General features: G+C 64.2%; 12 protein-coding genes. 6 read left to right on the top strand and 6 right to left on the bottom strand.

Annotated elements, in window-relative coordinates:
• Positions 1–52 precede the first annotated feature (52 nt).
• From glgX to treY, 4 genes are read left to right on the top strand one after another with little or no spacing between them, the layout of a single operon-like run.
• Positions 53–2206 carry a glycogen debranching protein GlgX gene (glgX, locus tag ACR9ZC_RS00905; RefSeq protein ID WP_481578738.1) on the top strand — a complete coding sequence of 718 codons (2154 nt, stop codon included), beginning with the start codon at positions 53–55 and terminating at the stop codon, positions 2204–2206.
• A gap of 16 nt (positions 2207–2222) precedes the next feature.
• Positions 2223–4172, top strand: a complete 1950-nt coding sequence (gene treZ / locus ACR9ZC_RS00900) for a malto-oligosyltrehalose trehalohydrolase (protein ID WP_481578737.1) — start codon at positions 2223–2225, stop codon at positions 4170–4172.
• 8 nt (positions 4173–4180) lie between these two features.
• Entirely contained in the window at positions 4181–6415 is a 2235-nt protein-coding gene (gene malQ, locus ACR9ZC_RS00895; protein WP_481578736.1) for a 4-alpha-glucanotransferase, read from the top strand.
• Entirely contained in the window at positions 6412–9297 is a 2886-nt protein-coding gene (gene treY / locus ACR9ZC_RS00890) for a malto-oligosyltrehalose synthase (RefSeq protein ID WP_481578735.1), read from the top strand. The genes malQ and treY overlap by 4 nt, the downstream gene beginning before the upstream one ends.
• 104 nt (positions 9298–9401) lie before the next feature.
• Here the strand turns inward: treY and ACR9ZC_RS00885 are convergent, their stop codons facing one another.
• Positions 9402–10178 carry a sensor histidine kinase gene (locus ACR9ZC_RS00885; RefSeq protein WP_481578734.1) on the bottom strand — a complete coding sequence of 259 codons (777 nt, stop codon included), beginning with the start codon at positions 10176–10178 and terminating at the stop codon, positions 9402–9404.
• 187 nt (positions 10179–10365) lie between these two features.
• Between ACR9ZC_RS00885 and ACR9ZC_RS00880 the strand changes: the two genes are divergently transcribed.
• On the top strand, positions 10366–10707 hold the full coding sequence (locus tag ACR9ZC_RS00880) for an FKBP-type peptidyl-prolyl cis-trans isomerase (protein WP_173256657.1): 342 nt from the start codon (positions 10366–10368) through the stop codon (positions 10705–10707).
• A gap of 57 nt (positions 10708–10764) precedes the next feature.
• Positions 10765–11598, top strand: a complete 834-nt coding sequence (locus ACR9ZC_RS00875; RefSeq protein WP_481578733.1) for a helix-turn-helix transcriptional regulator — start codon at positions 10765–10767, stop codon at positions 11596–11598.
• On the opposite strand, the gene ACR9ZC_RS00870 is transcribed toward ACR9ZC_RS00875, so the two are convergent.
• The 5 genes from ACR9ZC_RS00870 to ACR9ZC_RS00850 all read right to left on the bottom strand — a co-directional run bounded on the left by ACR9ZC_RS00870 (position 11578) and on the right by ACR9ZC_RS00850 (position 21084).
• A complete protein-coding gene (locus ACR9ZC_RS00870; RefSeq protein ID WP_481578732.1) occupies positions 11578–12768 on the bottom strand; it encodes an O-succinylhomoserine sulfhydrylase in 1191 nt (396 codons plus the stop codon). The genes ACR9ZC_RS00875 and ACR9ZC_RS00870 overlap by 21 nt on opposite strands.
• Positions 12769–12866: 98 nt before the next feature.
• Positions 12867–13832, bottom strand: a complete 966-nt coding sequence (locus ACR9ZC_RS00865) for a fascin domain-containing protein (protein WP_481578731.1) — start codon at positions 13830–13832, stop codon at positions 12867–12869.
• Positions 13829–14899 carry a hypothetical protein gene (locus tag ACR9ZC_RS00860; protein ID WP_481578730.1) on the bottom strand — a complete coding sequence of 357 codons (1071 nt, stop codon included), beginning with the start codon at positions 14897–14899 and terminating at the stop codon, positions 13829–13831. Before ACR9ZC_RS00860 ends, ACR9ZC_RS00865 begins: the two co-directional genes overlap by 4 nt.
• Complete coding sequence (locus tag ACR9ZC_RS00855; RefSeq protein ID WP_481578729.1) at positions 14896–15744, bottom strand: hypothetical protein; 849 nt, start codon at positions 15742–15744, stop codon at positions 14896–14898. The genes ACR9ZC_RS00860 and ACR9ZC_RS00855 overlap by 4 nt, the downstream gene beginning before the upstream one ends.
• Positions 15745–15759: 15 nt before the next feature.
• Positions 15760–21084: an autotransporter outer membrane beta-barrel domain-containing protein gene (locus ACR9ZC_RS00850; RefSeq protein WP_481578728.1), complete on the bottom strand. Its 5325-nt coding sequence runs from the start codon at positions 21082–21084 to the stop codon at positions 15760–15762.
• Positions 21085–21092 lie beyond the last annotated feature (8 nt).

Raw genomic sequence — 21092 nt, 5'->3', positions numbered from 1 at the left:
GTGAGCGGCACCCCACGATACGAACCATACGAACCGAAAAGGATGACGGGGCATGGCGAACGCATTACCCGAGAGACTCGAGGCCGGTGCAGGGTATCCGCTTGGGGCTTCGTGGGACGGACTCGGCGTCAACTTCGCCGTCTTTTCGGCCAACGCGCAGCAAATCGATCTTTGTCTCTTCGATCCGACAGGCCATAAGGAGCTCGCCCGCTACCCATTGCCCGAATGTACGGACGAGGTCTGGCACGGCTATCTTCCCGGCGCCCATCCAGGCACGGTGTACGGGTTTCGCGCGCATGGCCCCTATCATCCCTATGACGGTCATCGCTTCAATCCATCGAAGCTGTTGCTCGATCCCTATGCGAAGAAGCTCGCCGGCGCGTTTCGGTGGTCCGATGCGCTTTTTGCCTATCGCGTCCATTCGAACCGCCACGATCTGTCGATCGATCGACGCGATTCGGCACCGGCCATGCCGAAGTGCGTCGTCATCGACGAAGCATTCGATTGGTCGCACGACGTGCGTCCCGAGGTTCCGTGGGCCGAAACGATCGTCTACGAGGCGCACGTCAAAGGCCTGTCGATGACCGACGATGACATTCGTCCCCACGAACGCGGCAGCTTCGCTGCGCTTGCATCGCCGCGCTTGATCGATCATCTGCATAAACTCGGCATCACCACGATCGAGCTCTTGCCGATCCATGCGTTTCTCGATGAACGCTTCCTGCTCGAGCGCCAGTTGTCGAACTACTGGGGATACAACACGGCGACCTTTTTCGCGCCGCACCCCGCCTACCTCTCCACGCGCCGGCTCAGTGAAATCCGCATCGCCGTACGTCAATTTCACGCCGCGGGCATCGAAGTGATACTGGACGTGGTCTATAACCACACGTGCGAAGGCAACGAGCTCGGGCCGACCGTCTGCTGGCGCGGTCTCGACAATGCGAGTTACTACCGTCTGATCCCCGGCGACGAGCGCCATTACATCAACGATACGGGCTGCGGCAATACGCTGAATCTCTCGCACCCGCGCGTGCTGCAGATGGTCATGGATTCGCTGCGGTACTGGGTGAATGCCTATCACGTCGATGGCTTTCGTTTCGATCTCGGTGTGACGCTCGGCCGCGAAGGCACCGGTTTCGATCCCGGCTCGGGATTTTTCGATGTGATTCGCCAGGACCCGATTCTCTCGCAACGCAAGCTGATTTCCGAGCCTTGGGATGTCGGCCCGGGCGGCTACCAGGTCGGCCGGCATCCACCCGGCTTTGCCGAATGGAACGATAAATTTCGCGACTGCGTACGGCGCTTCTGGCGCGGCGATTCGAATGTCCGCGCCGAGCTCGCCGCGCGCGTCGCCGGTTCGGCCGAGCTGTTCGATCATCGCTTCAGGCGGCCATGGGCGTCGGTCAACTATCTCGCGTCGCACGACGGTTTCACGCTGGCCGACCTCGTCTCATACGAGCAAAAGCACAACGAAGCCAATGGCGAAAACAACGCCGACGGGCACAACGAAAACTGCAGCGCGAACTGGGGTGCCGAGGGCCCGACCGACGATCCCGCGATCGTCGCCACTCGCGCTCGCGTCACGCGTTCCATGCTGGCGACGCTCTTCACCTCGCTCGGCACGCCGATGCTGTCGGCCGGCGACGAATTCGGCCGCACACAAGGCGGCAACAACAATGCGTATTGTCAGGACAACGAAATTTCGTGGCTCGACTGGCACGCGGCCGAAACCGGCGACGGGCAGGCGCTCGTCGTATTCGTCGCGCGGCTCATCGCGCTGCGCAAGCGCCACCCGCTGCTGCGCTCCACGCGGTTTCTACACGGCGCGGACGATGTGTTGCCCGGCATCAAGGACGTCGGCTGGTTCGATGAGCGCGGCCAACCGCTGACGGACGAAGCGTGGCAGGACCCCGAGGGTCGGGCACTCACGCTGCGCCGTGCAGGAGCCGGCATGACCGGTGAGACCGAAGTGCTGTTGCTGATGCTCAACGGGGGCCCGATGCCGCTCGCGTTCACGCCGCCCGCGCCCGCTCTGGAATGGAACGTGCTGATCGATAGTACAGAGCCGGAGGTTCCCTCTCATCGCCTCGAAGGCGAAACGCTCGTTCTCGGCGAACACGGGTTTGCCGTTCTTTGCGCGCAGCCGCCGCAAGCCGGCGCATCCGCCGCGCACGATAGCACCGCAGCGGTCGACACTCATCGCTGAAGGAAGGATCAGTCTCATGCACGAACATCCGTTCGACCGCGCCGTCCGACACGCGCACTGTCTGCCCTTCGGCGCGCACCTGCTCGATACCGCACCGGGCGCGCAACCGCGTACGCGTTTTCGCTTCTGGGCGCCGGCATGCAAGGCGGTGCGCGTTGAAATCGAATACAACGCGTCGACGGATCTCGTCGACATGCATGCGACAGGCAACGGATGGTTCGAGGCGCAGGCCGCGTGCGGCGCGGGCGCGCGTTATCGCTATCTGATCGACAGCGACCACGGCGTCGGCCGCCTCGCGGTACCGGACCCGGCCTCGCGCTTTCAACCGGAAGACGTGCACGGTCCGAGCGAGGTCATCGCGCCGCGCGCCTACGCGTGGCAACACGCCGAATGGCAAGGCCGGCCCTGGACGGAAACGGTCCTCTACGAGATGCACGTCGGCGCGCTGGGCGGCTACGCGAGTATCGCCAAGCGCTTGCCGCGGCTCGCCGAGCTCGGGGTCACGGCCATCGAACTGATGCCGCTCAACGATTTTCCCGGCCACCGCAACTGGGGATACGACGGCGTACTGCCGTTCGCGCCCGATTCGTCCTACGGACGCCCTGAAGACCTCAAGGCGCTGATCGACGCAGCGCATGGTCACGGCCTCGCCGTTTTCCTCGATGTCGTGTACAACCACTTCGGTCCCGAAGGCAACTATCTGCCGCACTATGCGCCGTCGTTCTTTCGCAGCGACGTCAAAACGCCATGGGGCGCCGCGATCGACTTCGCTCGCATGGAAGTCAGCGAGTTCTTTTGTCAGAATGCGCTCTACTGGCTGCACGAATATCGGTTCGACGGCCTGCGCTTCGACGCCGTGCATGCCATCGGCAACGACGAATGGCTGCGCGAGTTGGGCGAACGCGTGCGCCGCTCGGTCGAGCCCGGTCGCCATGTCCATCTCGTGCTCGAGAACGAGCACAACACGGCCAGCCTGCTGGACGGTCCGTTCGACGCCCAATGGAACGACGATGCGCACAACGTGCTGCACGTACTGTTGACCGGCGAGCACGAGGGCTACTACCGCGCCTACGCCGACAAGCCGATCGAGAAGCTCGCACGCGTACTGGCCGAAGGTTTCGCCTACCAGGGCGAGCCCTCGCCCATCCATGATGGCGCGCCGCGCGGCGAACCGAGCGCGCATCTGTCGCCCACCTCGTTCGTGATGTTCTTGCAGAATCACGATCAGGTCGGCAATCGCGCGTTCGGCGAGCGTCTGCGCACGTTGTGCGCGCCGCAGGCACTGCTCGCCGCGAGCGCGCTCGTGCTGCTCGCACCGCAAATTCCGCTGATTTTCATGGAGGAAGAATCGGGCTCCACGCAACCGTTCTTCTATTTCACCGATTACGCGGGCGAACTCGCCGACGCGGTACGCGAAGGGCGGAGGCAGGAGTTCGCGAAGTTCGCCGCATTCAGCGATCCGGAACGGCGTGCCCGCATTCCCGATCCGAATGCCGCGCAGACGTTCGCCCTGTCTTCGCCGCCGGCACCGGACGATGTCTGCGAGACGCAAACGACACCGCGTAGGAGCCCCGTGGGCGAGCACGACGCCTGGTTGCACTTCTATCGCTCCGCGCTGGCGGTGCGCGCCAAACTGATCGCGCAGCGCATCGAGCATTCGCGCGCGCTCGGCGCATCGGTGCTGAAAATGCCAAGCGGACTCGACGCCAATGCGCTCGTCGCGCGCTGGCGGCTCGCCGACGGCGAGATCTTGTCGATCGCCCTGAATCTCACACCCGATCCGCTACCGTTTCCCGAACGGCCCGACGGGATGGTCGTTTTCGAAACACCGCCACGCACGCGCGATGCCGTGGACGCCGGGGAGCTGCCGCCCTACGCCTGCATCGCCTGGCTGACCGGCGACGTCAACAGCTATGCGCTGCGGCACGATGCGCGCGCCGTCGACGCACAGCGGCGCGACACGTGAGCGCGATCATGGCAAAGGCCCCGCCCAACCGATCGGAACACGACGCGATCGAGCGTCTTGCCACCCGCGCCGGCTTCGAAGTGCGATGGGAGGACGCAAACGGCCACGAGCATCGAGTGCCGCACGACACGCTCGCCACGCTCCTCGATGCACTGGGGCTGCCCTGCCGCACGCGCCGCGAAGCGCAAGCGAGCCTTGCCATGCTGGATGCGGAGCAAGCCGCTCACACGTTGCCGCCGCTCATCACCGCCGAATGCGGCCACGCTATCGCGTTGCCCGCACACGCCGTAAAGCCGACCAGCCGATATCGGATCGAGCTCGAAGGCGGCGAATCGATCGAAGGGCGTCTCGGCACCCCGAGGGGCGAAACGGCGCTGCTTGCCCCTGTCTCGCAGCCCGGCTACCACACGCTTTGCGTCGATGATCATTGCGTGCAGCTGGCCGTTGCGCCCAGCCGTTGCCATACCGTGGCCGACGCCTGCCGCGCAGCCGGCATCGCAGCAGCGCGCCCGGCGCTATGGGGCATCGCGGCGCAGTTGTACGGCCTGCGCCGCGACGGGGACGGCGGCATCGGCGACTACTCCGCGCTCGCCGCGTTTGCGATCGAGAGTGCGCGCCGCGGCGCGAATGCACTGGCCATCAGCCCGACGCATGCGATGTTCAGCGCGGCACCGACCAAGTTCAGTCCGTACTCGCCGTCGTCGCGCCTCTTTTTGAACGTGGCGCATATCGATCCCGCGGCCGTGCTCGGGCGCGATGCTGCCCAGAGCGCGCTGCAGGCCGTCGGAGCGACGCAGGCGTGGGCAGCCCTGGAGGCCGAGCCGCTGGTCGATTGGCCGAATGCCGTGGGGCTGCGGCTCATCGTGCTGCGGGCGCTGTTCGAGCGGTTCTGTCTGCGCGATCGGGCCGGCAGCTCACCGAATGCGGCCGACTTCGAGGCGTTTTGCGCGCGCGGCGGACAGCCGCTGGAGGATCACGCGCGTTTCGAAGCGATCGATGCGTTCGAGCGCACCCGCCACGGCCACGATCACTGGCGCGACTGGCCAGCCGAGTTGAGGCATCCGCGCAGTGCTCAAACCGAAGCCTTCGCACGCGAGCAGCGGCAAGAGATCGACTTTCACCTGTTCCTGCAATGGCTGGCCGCCAAAGGACTCGACCACGCGCAACACGCCGCGCGCGATGCCGGGATGGCGATAGGCCTGATCGCCGACCTCGCCGTCGGCTGCGATGGCGCCGGCAGCCATGCGTGGTCGTATCGGGACGAGATGCTGCAGGGCGTCTCCGTCGGTGCGCCGCCGGATCTGTTCAATCAGGCCGGGCAAGCGTGGGGGCTGACGACATTCTCACCGCGCGCCATGAACCAACAAGGCTACGCCGCGTTCATCGACATGCTGCGCGCCGCCTTCGCTCATTCGGGCGGCCTGCGCATCGACCACGTACTGGGACTCAAACGGCTATGGCTCGTGCCGGAAGGCGCACGGGCGGCCGACGGCGCCTACCTGGCCTATCCCTTCGACGACCTGCTGCGGCTCATCGCGCTCGAATCGTGGCGGCATCATGCCGTCGTGATCGGCGAGGATCTCGGCACCGTGCCGGCCGGCTTCCGCGATCGCCTCGCGCATCACGGCATGCTGGGCATGCGCGTGCTCTGGTTCGAGCGAACCGCCGACGGCAACGGCTTTGCCGCGCCCGGGCAATGGGATGAGGGCGCGCTCGCCACGACGACAACGCACGATCTGCCCACGATCGCGGGTTGGTGGCAAGGTCACGATATCGACTGGCGGCACCGCATCGGACAAACGGCAGCGCGACCGGATCGCCGAGATCCGGTCGCGCTTGCGAAGGCGGAACGCGCCGCCGATCGCGATGCCCTATGGCGCGCGCTCCAGCAGGCGGGCATCGCCCCGCGCGCCGTCGACGCACCACCGCCGGAGCAGCCGCCCATCGACGAAGCGCTGGCCTATGTGTGCGCCACGCCGGCACCGCTCGTCGTCTATCCGCTCGAAGACCTGATGGGCCTCGCCGAGCAGCCCAATCTGCCCGGTTCCGTGGATGAACATCCGAACTGGCGGCGCCGTCTCGCGGTATCGATCGATGCGCTGTTCGCCGACGACGGGTTCAACGACAGGCTGCGCGCCATCGCCCATGCGCGGCCGCGCAATACCGCCAACACCGGTAACGCCGGTAACGCCGGCACGGCGCCGCCCGCGCAAGCCCCGGACAGGGCGCCCCGCCGATCATGACGCTGCCGCGCTCCACGCTTCGGTTGCAGCTGCACCGCGGATTCACGTTCGACGATGCGGCCGCCAACGCCGACTACTTCGCGGCGCTCGGTGTCAGCCACCTTTATCTGTCTCCGCTGACGACGGCCGCGCCCGGCTCGATGCACGGCTACGACGTGGTGGACTACGGCATAGTCAATCCGGAACTCGGCGGCGAAGCCGCGCTAAAGCGCCTGGCCGATGCGCTGCACGCACGGCAAATGGGCATCGTCGCCGACATCGTGCCCAATCACATGGGCATCTGGCAGGCGGGCAACAAATGGTGGCTCGATGTGCTCCAGTGGGGTCGCCACAGCACCTACGCCCGCCACTTCGACATCGACTGGCACTCGCCGGATCCGGCCCTGCGCGGCAAGGTCCTCGCTCCGTGCCTCGGCGCGCAGTATGGCGCGGAGCTCGCGGCTGGCCGCATTACGCTCGTGTTCGATGCCCAGCGCGCGCGCTTCGCCGCACGCTATGCGGAGCATGTCTTTCCGATTTGCCCCGTCGACTACGCGGCGATCCTGCGGGGCGGGGCAACCGCGGAAGCCGCGCCCGACTCGGCGCTGGCTGCGATCGCCGAACGCTTCGACAACCTCACGCCGCAGCCGGAGGACCGCACGCGCGCATCGAGCGCCCTCGATGGCTTGCAAGCCTATGTCGTCACGCACGGCACACAGGCGATCGAGAACGCGCTCGCCGCCTATGCCCCACATGCCGGTGCATCGCGCGAGCGCCTGCATCGGCTGCTCGAGCGCCAGTTCTATCGCCTCGCCTGGTGGCGCACGGCCGCCGACGAAATCAATTGGCGGCGCTTTTTCGATATCGGCTCGCTCGCCGCCGTTCGCGCCGAACGCGCCGAAGTCTTCGAGGCAGCGCACGCGCTCATCCTGCGGCTTTATACCGAGGGCGTCATCGACGGTGTACGCATCGATCATATCGATGGCCTCGTCGATCCACGCGAGTATTGCCACCGCTTGCGCGAGCGCTTCGCGGAGCGACAGGGACAGCGCCCGCCCCAGCTCGGCGATGCGCGCGCATATCTGATCGTCGAGAAAATCCTGGCGGCAGACGAAACGCTACCGGCCGACTGGGACGCCGACGGCACGACCGGTTACGACTTCATGGATCGGATCGGTGCGCTGTTGCACGACCCGAACGGCGAAGCGCCGCTCACTGCCGGGTGGAACGACCTCGCCGGCAGTGAAACGTCGTTCGTCGAGACAGCGCGTGCGGCCCGTCGAAAGATTCTTGCGGAGAACCTCTCGGCCGAGCTCGATCGCGCAAGCCGCGCCCTGCACCGGTTGGCACGCGAGCATCCCGCCACGCGCGATTTCACGTTCACCGCGATTCGGCGCGCGTTGACCGAGCTGGCCGTGCATTTCCGCGTCTATCGGATCTATCCGAACAACGCCGTCCGGACGCAGGATGACGAGCCATATTTTCAAGCCGCGTTGGACGGTGCGCGCGCATCGCTGCCGGCAAGCTACTCGGCCGTACTCGATCAAATCGATCTATGGCTCGGCGGACACGATGCACGCGACGAGCAGGCGGGCGCATCAAGCGCCGGCGCCGGCGCGGCGGGCCGGGAACGCCGCACAGCCTGCGCCTATTTCGCGCAATTGAGCGCGCCGCTGGCCGCCAAGGCCGTCGAAGACACGGCTTTTTACCGCTATGGACGGCTATTGTCGCGCAACGAGGTCGGCGCCGACCCCGGCGTATTCGCGTTGACGGTCGAGCAGTTCCATGCGGCGAACCTCGAGCGTGCGCAGCGCTTTCCGCACGGTCTTGTCACAACTGCCACACATGACCACAAGCGCGGCGAGGATGTACGGGCGCGGCTCGCCGTGCTCAGCGAAATCGCGAGCGAATGGTGCGCCGTACAGCGTGCGTGGTCGGCACTCAACGCGCCGCATCGACGTACCGCGACAGGGGAGTTGGCCGCCGATGCGGCCGCGCCTGGAGCGGCCGCATCGCGCGACTGGGCGCCCGGCGCGTGCGCCGAGGCGATGCTCTATCAGACGCTCGTGGGCTGCTGGCCGCTCGAGCTCGACCCGTCCGACGCTCGGGGCGTCGAGGCCTTCGCCGAGCGAGTGGCCACGTGGCAACTGAAAGCCCTGCGCGAGGCCAAGCTGCGCACGAGCTGGCAGGCGCCCGATCTGGCCTACGAGGCAGCCTCACGCGCATTTCTCTTCGATATCCTCGCTCCGCAGCGCCGCGACGGCTTCTTGAACGAGCTTGCCTCGTTCGTCGCGCGCATCGCGCCCGCGGGAGCGGTGAACAGTCTGTTGCAAACCCTCGTGCGCATTGCATCGCCGGGCGTCCCCGACCTTTACCAGGGCACCGAGCTTTGGGATTTCAGCCTCGTCGATCCCGATAACCGCCGGCCCGTCGACTTCGAGGCACGCCGTGCCGCACTCGCGGATACGCCACCGAGCGAACGACTTGGCACGTGGCGCGATGCGCGCGTGAAGCTCGGTATCGTTCACCGCGCGCTGGCGCTGCGCGCCGTCTCGCCGGCGCTCTTTCTCGCGGGTGCCTATCTACCGTTGCGCGTGCATGGTAGCGGCGCGCGGCACGTGGTCGCATTCGCGCGCCGACACGGCGATGCATATGCCATCGTCGTCGGAACCCGGCTCGCCGCCGCACTGCTTTCGCCGCAACGCGATCTGCCGCTCGTCGATCCGCTGCGGTGGAACGATACGTCGATCGAGTTGCCGCTCGCCCTCGCCGGCCGTGCGCTATTCGATTGGTTGAGCCCCGCGGCGCCGAAGGTGGGCGACGACGGCCGCCTCTTCGTGCGCGATGTGCTGAGCGCATTGCCCGTTGCGTTGCTTGTCGAGGAAGGCGTGCCGGGGCGATGACGGTCCGGCAAAACGTGCTCTGCGCCGTGCGTCCGGCGTTGCGCGTTTGCGCGTTTGCGCGTTTCGTCAGGCGATAACGGCGGCTGACATCCGGCTGGGGTCGGTCAGACCGCGATCAGCGGAACGCGCAGCGAAAGCCGCGATATTTCGCCCTCACCGGCGCCGCTCTGCTCGAACGTGCCGCCATGCGCGAGCGCCACGCGCTGAGGCAGCGCGAGCACCCACGCAACGCGGCCTGCCTCGCGCGGCAGCAACACCTGCTTGCGTGCGAAGGGCTCGAACGCGTGCGGCAGTTCCGCATTCGTCAGCGCGGCCGCGTTGATCGTATGGCTGACCTCGGTGCGCCAAAAGCCCCCGTCGATACTGCTTTGGAGCGTCACGACCGTGCCGGGCGCACTGCCTTCGACGCCGAACGCGAGCATCACCCATACGGCTTGCAGCAGGCGCTCCTTGTCGCCATCGCATTGCTCGCCGTCGAGCGGCGAATCGAAACTGAACGACACACCTCGCGCCTCGGCAAGCGAGCGCCTGAGCTCGTCGAGGGCGCGCTCGAGCACCGGGCGCAATTGGAAAGCCGCACGCTCGATCGGCAACGCTTTCGTCTCGGCGCGCGTACCGTCGACAGCGTCTTCGAGCAGCTTGACTTGTTGTTCGACACCGGAACGGATCCCCGCGAGGGCGCGCAGCCCAGCCGGATCGTTCGGATCGATCTTGCGTTCGAGCACATACGCCCAACTATGAATCGCGTTCAGCGGGCTGCGCAGATCGTGAGACACGATCGACAGTACGTGGTCGCGCATGAACAGCGCCGTCTCCGCGCGCATGCGCGCGAAGCGTTCATCGGATGTGGCAGCGGCAACGGCATTGAAAGACGTCGACACGATCGGCCTCTGGATGGATGGGTGTCCGGTTGCCCCGAGTTGCGCGCCCCTGCGCGACACGGTCGCGACATTGGCGTCGGCGACTCCCGAAGGACCCGGGTATGTCGGGAAACCACATTATAGGCACCTTGCCTGACGGCAAGCGCCTACAATGGCGGTTTTCCATTGCGATTCGAGGAGCAATCTCATGTCGAGCGTGACCACCGCGTCGGGCCTCCAATACGAAGATCTGACCGAAGGCAGCGGCGCCGAAGCCACGGCCGGCCGCACCGTCAGCGTCCATTACACCGGCTGGCTGACCGACGGACAAAAATTCGATTCGAGCAAGGACCGCAACGACCCATTCGCATTCGTACTCGGCGGCGGAATGGTCATCAAGGGCTGGGACGAGGGCGTACAAGGCATGAAGGTCGGCGGGGTCAGACGCCTGACGATTCCGCCGCAGCTCGGTTACGGTGCACGCGGCGCCGGCGGCGTGATTCCGCCCAATGCAACGCTCGTGTTCGAAGTGGAATTGCTGGACGTCTGATCGACGGTCCATTCGTCGCGATCCGTATCGGTCCACATATCGCCATCGCGGGCTGATATGAGCACACCAGTCCTTTCATCACCGGGCGTTTCGCTGCGGCGCTTCGAGCAATCCCGCGCCTGCGACGAGCATGCGTTCCATCAGGTCGTCATCGGCTCCGATGGTGCGATGGAGATGACGGTCGATGGCATCGGCGAGCGCATCGACCGCGGCCGCGCCTGGCTCGTTCCCGCAGGCGCGTTGCACGAGTACGCCGGCATCGGCGAGAACCGGCAACTCGTGGTCGATCTACCGCCTGCCTCGCTCGCCATTCCCGAGCGGCTCTTTGCGCGAGCGCTGGTATTGACGCTCGACGAGGCCATGACGGCGCTCGTTGCCGATGTCGTGCGAGCGCGTGCGCAGATGGGGCCAGCGGGCGCGGCAGACACCGACCGATCGTGGCCGGCGCGTCGATTCGGATGGGAGGCCGCCACACGTCTCGCCTCGGCACTCGCCATGCTCGGTGGCCTGACCGACGCCGCGCCGGCTGCGGGGCTCGACTTCGCACGCATCGACGGCTGGCTGCGCGCACGTCTATCTGAGCCGTTGCGCGTGGCCGATCTCGCGGCGTATTGCGGCTTCGGTGTGCGTCGTTTTCACCAGCTTTTCGACGAGGCGTTCGGCACGACGCCACATCGCTATTTGCAGCGATTGCGGCTCGACACGTCGCTCGCACTATTGCGCGATCCGCGCAACTCGCTGGCCGAGGTGGCGCTTGGCGTCGGCTTTGGCGATCAAAGCGCGTTCACGCATGCCTTCACGCGCCGCTTCGGCATCGCGCCCGGGCAATGGCGAGCCACCCCCGGAGCCCGGACAGTGGAACGGAACCGCTCACTCACCGAGACCGTGTGAGAGATCCGCGCAGATATCGCCCGCATCCTCGAGTCCGACGGCCACACGCAGCAGTGCTTCGGTGATCCCCGCGGCCGCCCGCGCTTCGGGCGTGATACGGCTATGCGTCGTCGTGGCCGGATGGGTGATCGTCGTGCGCGTATCGCCGAGGTTGGCCGTGATCGAACACAATCGCGTACCGTCGATGACGCGCCAGGCATTCGCACGTTGAGCCTCAGGTGTGTCGCCGATGACTTCGAACGCAAGCACCGATCCGCCCGAGCGCTGCTGTCGTTGCGCGATCGCATACTGCGGGTGCGACTCGAGCCCCGGGTAGTAGACGCGCTTGACGCGCGGATGCGCTTCGAGCCAGCGCGCGAGCGTCAGGGCACTAGCCGAATGGCGCTCGGCCCGCAGGGAAAGCGTCTCGAGGCCCTTGAGCAGAATCCACGCGTTGAAAGCGGACAGCGTCGGGCCCGCCGTGCGCACGAACGGAAACACTTTCTCCATGATGAACTGGCGCGTACCGACGAGCGCCCCGCCGAGCACGCGCCCTTGCCCGTCGATGAGCTTCGTGGCCGAGTGCATGACGACATCGGCGCCAAGCTTCAACGGCTGCTGAACGGCTGGGCTGCAAAAGGAATTGTCGACGACGAACAGTGCACCGGCCGCCTTCGAAATCTGGCCGATGGCCTCGATATCGCACAACTCCGTCAATGGATTCGACGGTGTTTCGACGAAGAACAGCTTCGTTTCAGGACGCACGGCAGCGCGCCATGCGTCGAGATCGTTCGGGTCGACATAGGTCGTTGCGATGCCGAAGCGGCCGAAGATCTGGGTGAACAGACCGAGCGTGGAGCCGAACAACGCACGCGAGCTGACGATGTGGTCGCCGGCTTGCAGCGCCGCCATCACCACCGAAAGAATCGCACTCATGCCCGAGGCCGTCGCAATGCAAGCCTCGCCGCCTTCGAGCGCGGCAAGACGGTCCTGGAACATCGTGACGGTTGGGTTCGTGAACCGCGAGTACGTGTAGTAGTCCTCGGAATGCTTGAAGCGCTCGGCCGCTTCGGCCGCGCTCTTGAAGCAAAAGCTCGATGTCAGGAATAGCGCTTCCGAGTGTTCGTTGTATTCGGTGCGAACCGTGCCGGCGCGCACGGCGAGCGTGTCCAGATTAAAAGGGTCGTTCATGGTCGCAATGGCTACGAGGGAGTCGGCGAATAGGGGATGATACCTCCTCGCACCACGGCAGGCCATGCGGGGCGCCATGACGGTGCCCCGCGGCCATGCTAATCGTCCGAATCTTCGCTTGCGGGCGGTACGGCGTCCGGGTTCCCGATATGGAACTGCGTGAAAACATCATCGGGGTCGGTCGTTATGGCCTGGACGCAGTAATCGCTTCCATGTAAAACCACTTTGTAATACATGCCCGACTGTTGGTGAAAGAGCCTCACGACACTTCCATATCCGCGATCACCACTGATGGCGTCGACGCGCACCAAGGCATTGGGATCGTCAATCGATTCCACGTTCGCGCACATCACCTTATTGAAGACAAAAACCGGCTTATGCGGGTTGTACGATCCATCGAACGCACCTATGAACTGACCGTTGCTTGCCTTCAGCGCAATGTTTCCGCCACCGACGTCAACGGCCTGAAACACGCTGTCTGTCGGATCGGCAACCGTGTCGGCGGCGATGACATTGCCTAACCCAAAATCCGATGCATAACCATGCAGAACCAGTTGGAGCGGAACTGACTGGAGCGTGATCGACGTCGGCATCGTCGTATCGACGAGCACGAAATCGATGACTTCCCCGTCGCCGCCTTGCCCGTCCGCGTAGAGGTCATAGGCGTCATCAGCGCCATTTGCGATTCCGTACACATATCCATCGTTGGATTGCTGAAACCTGACTGTCGAGCCATCGATAGTCGCCATCCGGAAGATCGTCGCGTCGAGCCCAGTCGCGTAGAGAACGTTGCTCTCCACCTTGACGTAGCATCCCTTGTCGTCGCGAATCTTCACTGCGTGAACGTCTGGCGCTACCTGCCGTACGATCTCCAACGTGAATTTGGCTCGCGCGTCGGTCGGACTCGTTGCGTCAGCAACAATCTTGCCCGGCGTAAACAGGTCCTGTGAGCAGGACCAGTAGTACGGCGTTCCCTTCAGGTGGATCGCGAAGGTACGCGATGCCGGTGCGGACGTAAGCCTTGGTGCGGATCCCGACAGGAATTTCGTTCGATCGTCGTTCATACTTGCCCCGTAATCTTGATCCATCTCCCGTCGGCCGCCGTATAGTCGGGCGTCTGATAGTTGACGGCCACGAGGGCCTCCGATTGATCGGGCATCGCATCCGCGGTAACCGTAAACGAAAACTTGCCATCGGTGCACTGCGTCGTCGACGGACCCTTGAGCGTGTTTCGATAGTTCACGTTGCAAACGGCCGATGCCACCGGCCCGTTCAACCCGGTCAGCGTGCCCGATACGTCGGCGCTCTCGCCCACTCTCATCGAAGCAGGACACTTCGTGATCGTCAGCTTGTAGGGCGGCACGGGCTGAGGCTGAACCTGGAAAAGCGCTGCCTGATCGTCGGGATTCGTGCCATTCGCGAGGAGATTGAAGCCATCCCAACCGTCGTTTCCGGCCCAGTATGCACAGACGTAACGGCCGTTCGCCTCGAGCGTGATAACGGCGTTCTGACCTTTTACGAACCCGACCGTGAAAGCGGTTCCCGGCCCCTCCATGCTGAGGAAAGAATTCCCTGGGCCAACGTTCACGTAGCGGTTGCGCGAGTCACGAATCTTGACCGCGTTTTTCCCGGCCGGCTCGAAACAAAACCCGGATGCGGAATAACGGCTCGGAGCGTATGCGCCGATGATCGTGGGCACGTAACTGAACTCGCTCGTCCAATAATAGGCTTGCCCAAACACTTCCAGAATGCCGCCCGACGGCAAGGTGCCGATGGCCGGCACGAACGAAAAGTGCTTTGTATCGAACACGTTCGTATTCGCGGTCAGAGACGCCTTCACGGTACCAGGCCCGTCCTGCGCACTCTTGAAGTACTGCCACGAGGTCCAGCCTGTCGTTTCATTGCTTTTTCCATGGGCTTGCTTCGTGCCGGTGCCCACGAACTCGGCATTGCTTTGTCCCTCGCCGCCATCTTCGATTTCGAACGTCACGTCCTGCGGCGGCGGAATATACGTCTCGCTTCCGACAACCGTATAGACTTGCGCTCTGATCCAGATGAGGCTCGTGTCATCGGCAGGTTGAGGATCGTTTCGGATATCGAGCTTGATTTGCAAATCGCGGTCGTCGTTCACACATCCTCCGATTCATGCATGATTGCTTCATCGACAGGCGGTGCGACGAATGACACATAGACGAGCGCCTTGTCAGGAAAAACATCGTTGGGTACGGAAACCTCGATCGTCGAAACCCCCGGCGACGCGCTGTAAATATTCGCCGTTGCAAGGCCGACATCCTGCGCCACCGAGGTTATTGTGGGACTGGCAGTTCGCAATCCTTTATCGAACACCGCGTCGCCGCTGGTCACTTTCATCTGGAGCTGCGTGATGTCATTTGCATTGTTCAAGGAAGTGTTCACAAACACGCTAACCACGCACGGGGTAACGCCATCGCTCGGTGCGCCTCGCGTATAGCCGAACGCCCCGAAGAATGTCCATGACGCATCATGCATCGTCGGATAAAAGAACGCTGGGCATTGCACGGGGCCGGCGACGGCCAGCGCCGCAAGCAATTCGGCGCCGACTACGTCCGCGGGCTGGATATAGGGTGCGGCAACGACCGATACCGCACGGTCGCCGGACCCGGCTGCGAGCTGGACCTGAGCCTGCGCCGTACCCCGAGCCGAGAGCTGCAGCGATTTCATGTCGGCCGAGCCGGGATCGGGGTCGACGAGCGTGGCACCGTCGGTCACGGTAACGAGCACCGGCAGCCCCGGCGGTCCATACACGCTGACGATGTTGGCCGGAAGCCACGTGGCCATCGAAGGATCGGCTCGGGGGCTGCCGTACGTCACGATCATCGACAACACGCTGCCAGCGCTGCGCTCGTCGACCACACTCAATGTCCCGGCGTCATCCGTTTGCAGCCCTGCCCCAATCTTCACCGCACCCAAGTCGTTCTTTGTGGCAATTGGCAACATCGATGATCTCCTCGCTCAAAACGAATAACGCACGCCCAACGTTGCGCCGATATCGCTGAATCCGCGCCCGAGCCGCTGTCTTCCGGAAAATTCGCCGTAGATCGACAGTGCCGGCGTGAGCATGCCCGTTGCACCGATGCCGAGCTCCATCGCACTGCCGGGCTTGCCGATCTCGAACGATTGGCCCGACAACGTGGCCTTCGGCGAATTCATCCAGGTGTGCAGCAGATCGACGCGCATATACGGTCTCCACGAAAGCGTTCCTGGAGCAGCCACGGAAAAACGCACGCCGAGCCGCCCGGTCAATGCGAAGAGATCGCTCGTCGAGTCGACGACATCGTCTTTATCCTTTCCGCTGTCGAATTGGATAGCTTGAGCGAGCCACTGCACGTGCGGCTCCATCTCGATGCCATAGGGCAAATCGAACGTGCGCCCGGTCTCCACCGACGCGTCGTATCCATTCGCCGAAATGCGGCCCACCTCGCCTCGCTGCTCCGAGTTCACCGTACCGACGTACCGCCCGACCGACAGGACCCCGTCGACATACCACCCATCGTGGCGCTGCCATGTGCCCGTCAGCGCAAGCCCGTAGGTGTCGATGGAGGCGGTACTCGCGCTCGCCGCTGCGGCCTGCGGCGTCACCGACGTGTGGCCCAGCGTGAAAGCAACGCCGAGACGCATGTCGTGGTCCGGGCTCGATCGGTGCAGCCAATCGCCGCCGAATTGCAGCGCGGTAATGGTTTGGTTGAAGTTGAATCCGTAGCTTTGATACGGTAGGTCGCTGTGATAAGCGCTGCGCGAATCGATCGTTCGCGCAAAGACTTCGGCCTCAGCGCCGCTGGGATCGGACACGCCATGACGAATATCGCCGAGGCGGCGATACAAGTTGTCGACGATCGTCGCCTCGTAATGCTGGAGCGCGAGCGGCGCAGTCAGATAGGTGCTGCCTTGAGGAACGAGCGCGAGCCGCCCCGACGTGGGCGTCGGATCGTCATAGGCAGCCTCGAGCCGATAGTCCCACTGCTGCGCCTGGCCCGCAGGCAAGGCACTTTGCGTGTAATCAGGCAGACCCTCGCCGCTTGGACCGTAGGAGAAAAGCCGATACTGAAACGGGCTGCCCGGTACGGCGACATAGTCGCCCGCCAGCTTGAACGAATTCGCACCGGCGGACCCGCCGACCTGCACGAGCGAGATGCCTTGCGTCGACGTGGGCTGTCCGGTGGACGCAGGTGCCACGATGGCACCGCTTCCGGAGACTGATACGCTGAGCGTGGTTTGCCCGCTTGCGCTGCCCGAGATCAGCAAACGGTCGGTATTGGGATTCCCAGCCGTCGCAATGTTGCTCAGATCGGTCCGCATCTTCACCGTACCGCCGCCGGTGTAATTGCCGTCGACCGTAATGGCGTGATAAGCCGGCTCACTCGTCTGCGCGGCCTTCATTGCCGCGCGGCCGACGCCTTGTCCTGTAGCGGCTGCATCCGCAAAGACGATCGTGCCTTGATTGTCGAGCCCGGTCAGCGCCGCATCCCCGGTCGCGTTCCAGGTACTCGTGGCATCGGTCGACAAGCTCGCCGTTGCGCCGTTGACCACGCTCGGCGTGCCGGTATAGACGCTGCCTCCCGCGAGATGAAGCGCGAGCTGGCTGCCCGCCCCCTGCGCCTGCAAGAGGCCGGTCAATTCGACGGAGGTCGCGTTCAGCGTGCCCGTTCCGCTGGTCACGCGATACAGCGCACTGCCCACGCCCGCCGTCACCGTCGTCCCGCTCGACAGATTGACCGTGCTCGTTCCATTGGCCACGATGGCGTCGGTCGCGCTCGAAATGGCGCCGCTCGTGACGTTGACCGTCGTACCCTCGGCTTGCGTGATCGCGTTCGAGCCGGCCATCTTCGTGGCATCGACGACGGCCGGCCCCAAGTCGAGCGCCCCTTGCTGCACATCCGCGTGTCCGAGGAAGCTTTCGCCTGTCAAAACCAGTGTGCCTGCGCCGGTTTTCGTCAGCGTCCTGTCCTCGCCCGCGACACTACCTAACGTGGCGGTCGTCGCTGCCACGCCTGGTGCATCGACGCGAACCTGGCCGTCTTGCCGCAATTGGAGTTGACGTTGCGACGTGAAGTCGCCGGCAATCTCGAGGTTGCCGCCGTCGAGTATCACCTCGCGCTCGCATGCGGTGCTCACGGAGCAATTCGTCTCGCCGAGATTGCTGTCTTGCGAGACCTTCAGGGTCCCGCCGGCGATACGTGTGTAACCGACGTAATGGTTATCGCCCGCGAGCGTGACGGTATTCGAGCCCGACTTGACGACGAACACACCCTGCTGGTTCACGTTCGAGCCGTCCCCGCCGATCTGTGCCGCTTCGCTTTGATCCGCACCGTTCTGGCCCAGCGTGATCTTGTCGTTGCCGGCGAGAATGCCGCCGCGCGCCGCGTTCGCGCCATCGGTGACATGCAATTGGGCCCACTGCGTCGCCGTCGCACCGGTTGGATCGAACGAGCTGTCCGATAGGTCGAGCCAGCCACCGTTCAACTCGACCGTGTAATTGAACTGCGCCGGATTGCTGATGTTTCGGATCTCGAGCACGCCGTCTTGCACGACGGTTTTGCCGGTGTTCGCAAAGGCGGCAGTGCCGGAAAGGGTCTGGACACCCGTGCCGCTCTTGACGATATCGCCGGTGCCCGAGATCGTGCCGGCATAGGCGTAGTTGCCGGATCCCGCTATCGTCAAATTCGCCGGTGCGCTCGGGCTGCCGAGCGTGACCGTTGCATTCGCGGCGCCATCGTCAGTAGCGATGCCGCCCAATGTGAAGCCACCGCCGCTGACGTCGAGCGTGCCGCCCGTCGATGTAAAACGGAAGAGGCTCGATGCCACGTGGTTGCCGCCGGCCCCGCCGACCTTGAGCGTGCCCCCGGCAATCTGGGTTTCACCCGTGTAGTCGAAGACATTCGAACCGGAGAATGTTTGAGTGCCGCCTTGCAGCGTCACGCCGCCATCGCCCGCGATCGTCCCGGAGAACAGACTCGTACCGGCATCCGCCAGCGCGAGCGTCGAAACGGGACTGCCCATCGTGCCGAGCTTGACCGTGCCTGCGCCGGAAATGCCGCCCAACTCGAACACGCCGCCGTTGTCGCTGACATCGAGCGTGCCGCCTGGCTGCCCCGGAGCACCGATCTGGAACACTTTCCAGTTGCCGGCCGCGTCTTTGCCGATCGCGGCGTTTTGCACAGCAAGCGTGCCGCTCTGAATGCGGGTGGCACCCGTGTAATCGAACACATGGGCACCGGATAGGACCTGCGTGCCGGTACCGGCCATCGTCAGTCCACCCGAGCCTTGAATCGTTCCCTGAAACGGCGATGCGACTCCGGCGCCGTCGAGGACAAGACTGTTGCTACCCAAATTGACGACGCCATTGAGCGCGCCCGAACCATTCGATTCGAGCAGCCCGACCGTCAGATCGGAACTCCGGCTGCTGAGATCCAGCAGCCCGCCACCTTGCGAGTTCGCGCCCTGATCGAGAACGATCGTCGAGCCTGACGCATCCGACGTTCCATTGAAGGCAAGCGTACCGCCTTGCGCTGCCCACAGCGCCGCGCCACCGGTGCGAGTAGCGTTGGTGAACGTCACCTTGCCGAGCGCTTCGGCCTTGGCGCCGAACGCACCGGGCGATAGCGTCGCCGCGCCGAGATTGCCCGTACCGAGCACGACCTCCGCGCCGTTGCGTGCGTCGATTGCCGCCGCGCCGGCACCCGAAAGCGAAAAGCTCGCGAAATCGAGGCCGAGAGAATCGAACGAGAGCGAGAACGGGCTCGTCGTACGGTTCAGGTTTTCGCCGTCAGCCGCAAAGCCATTGGCGTTCTCGCCTGTTGTCGAAATCTTCGTGCTCGGATCGAACGCGACGGAAAACCCCGCCGTATTCGCATTCTGCGGGTTGTAAACCACACCGTCCGCACCCGCCCCGCTCGTTTGAATGCTGACTCCCGTTCCTGGCCCCGCGAACAAGTGAGCATCGAGTCTCCCCTGACTTAGATAGATTCCATAGGCCTGCGTCCCGGTCGTGATGACGTTCGTATTCGAAACATTGACGGTCCCGTCGAGCAGATTGATGCCCGCTGCGTATTTATAGTTGCCGAATGCCGTACTCGATGGATCGGCGTCGCCGTTTGTTTGCACCGTGTTCGTCGTCGCACCGCCAAGCGTGAACGACATCGAATTGGGCGAGTGACGCTCGGACTGAATGCCCGCCGTTCCCTTCCCCTGCGCGTTGATCGTGAGCGCTGTGGCATTCAGCGTACCGCCGATACCGGTCACTGCCGCACCGTCGATATTTTGCGAATTGATCGTCACGTGATCGAGCGCGAGGCTGCCCTGTTGCATATTGACGCCGTAGCCGTTGCCGTAAAAGCCGTTGGCTCCGGTATCGAGCATATTGATCGTCACGTTCTTGACGAGTCCCGTCGCTATCCCCGCGTCGGAATAGTCGATCCCGGTTTCGTAAGCGTATGTCCCGCTCGCACTCCAGCCGAGAACATTGACCGCACTCCTCGTCTGGTCTCCGCCGTCCAACGAGAACCGCTCGGCGTTGCCCACCGATATGCCACTGTGATTGGCGGTGACGTTGATGCTCGAAGTGGACACGAAGCTGCCCGCGTTCACCAGCTTGATCCCGTCGTTGGGCGAGATCGCCGCGCCGATCGTCAACGAGCCCGTCGGATCGTTGCCGTTCCATGCCCCGCCTTTCTCCACGTAGATGCCTAGAAGCGTGGCATCGATTGCCACCTTCGTGCCCCCCGTCAGCGTGGCAGACGCCGAATAGGGCCCAGCCAATGGAGCAACACCATTCCCCGAAATGAAAATGCCGGTTCCCGCGCGCGTTAGCAGGTTGATCTGCAAGTCCGCGCCGTTCAGCAATAACGCTGCCGTCGAACCGGCACTCGAGCCGCCGACGGATATCCCGGTCTCCGTACCGCTCGTGGCGAGACCCACGATCTTTTGCGAGCCCTGCAACTCGATCGCCGTGTTCAGCGAATTCGAGTTGACGGCGATGAACGTCGCAACGGCCGACGCACCATCGCCGGCGTTGGGTCCACGCTGATCCGTGTACATGTCGTCGCCGCTCGCGGTAATCGTCGTCCCCGTGTCGTCGTTCGAGAAAAGGTTCTGCGTCCGCGTGTCTCCGAAATAGACCGCCTGGCACACGCCTAGATTGCTCGTTACCGAATTGCCGACCCACGTGTACCCGTTCGTGCATGCCGCTCGTGCCGGTGTATAGACCACGCCGGCTGAAATCAGCGATGCAAAGAGCGCGCTATATTTCAATCGTTGACGATGTGGGGTTCTGTTCCGCATTGCAGGTC

This window comes from Trinickia sp. HAY1-2D (assembly GCF_056754935.1).
Note: the sequence above shows the minus strand (reverse complement) of the source record. Positions and strands in the feature narration are given on the sequence as shown.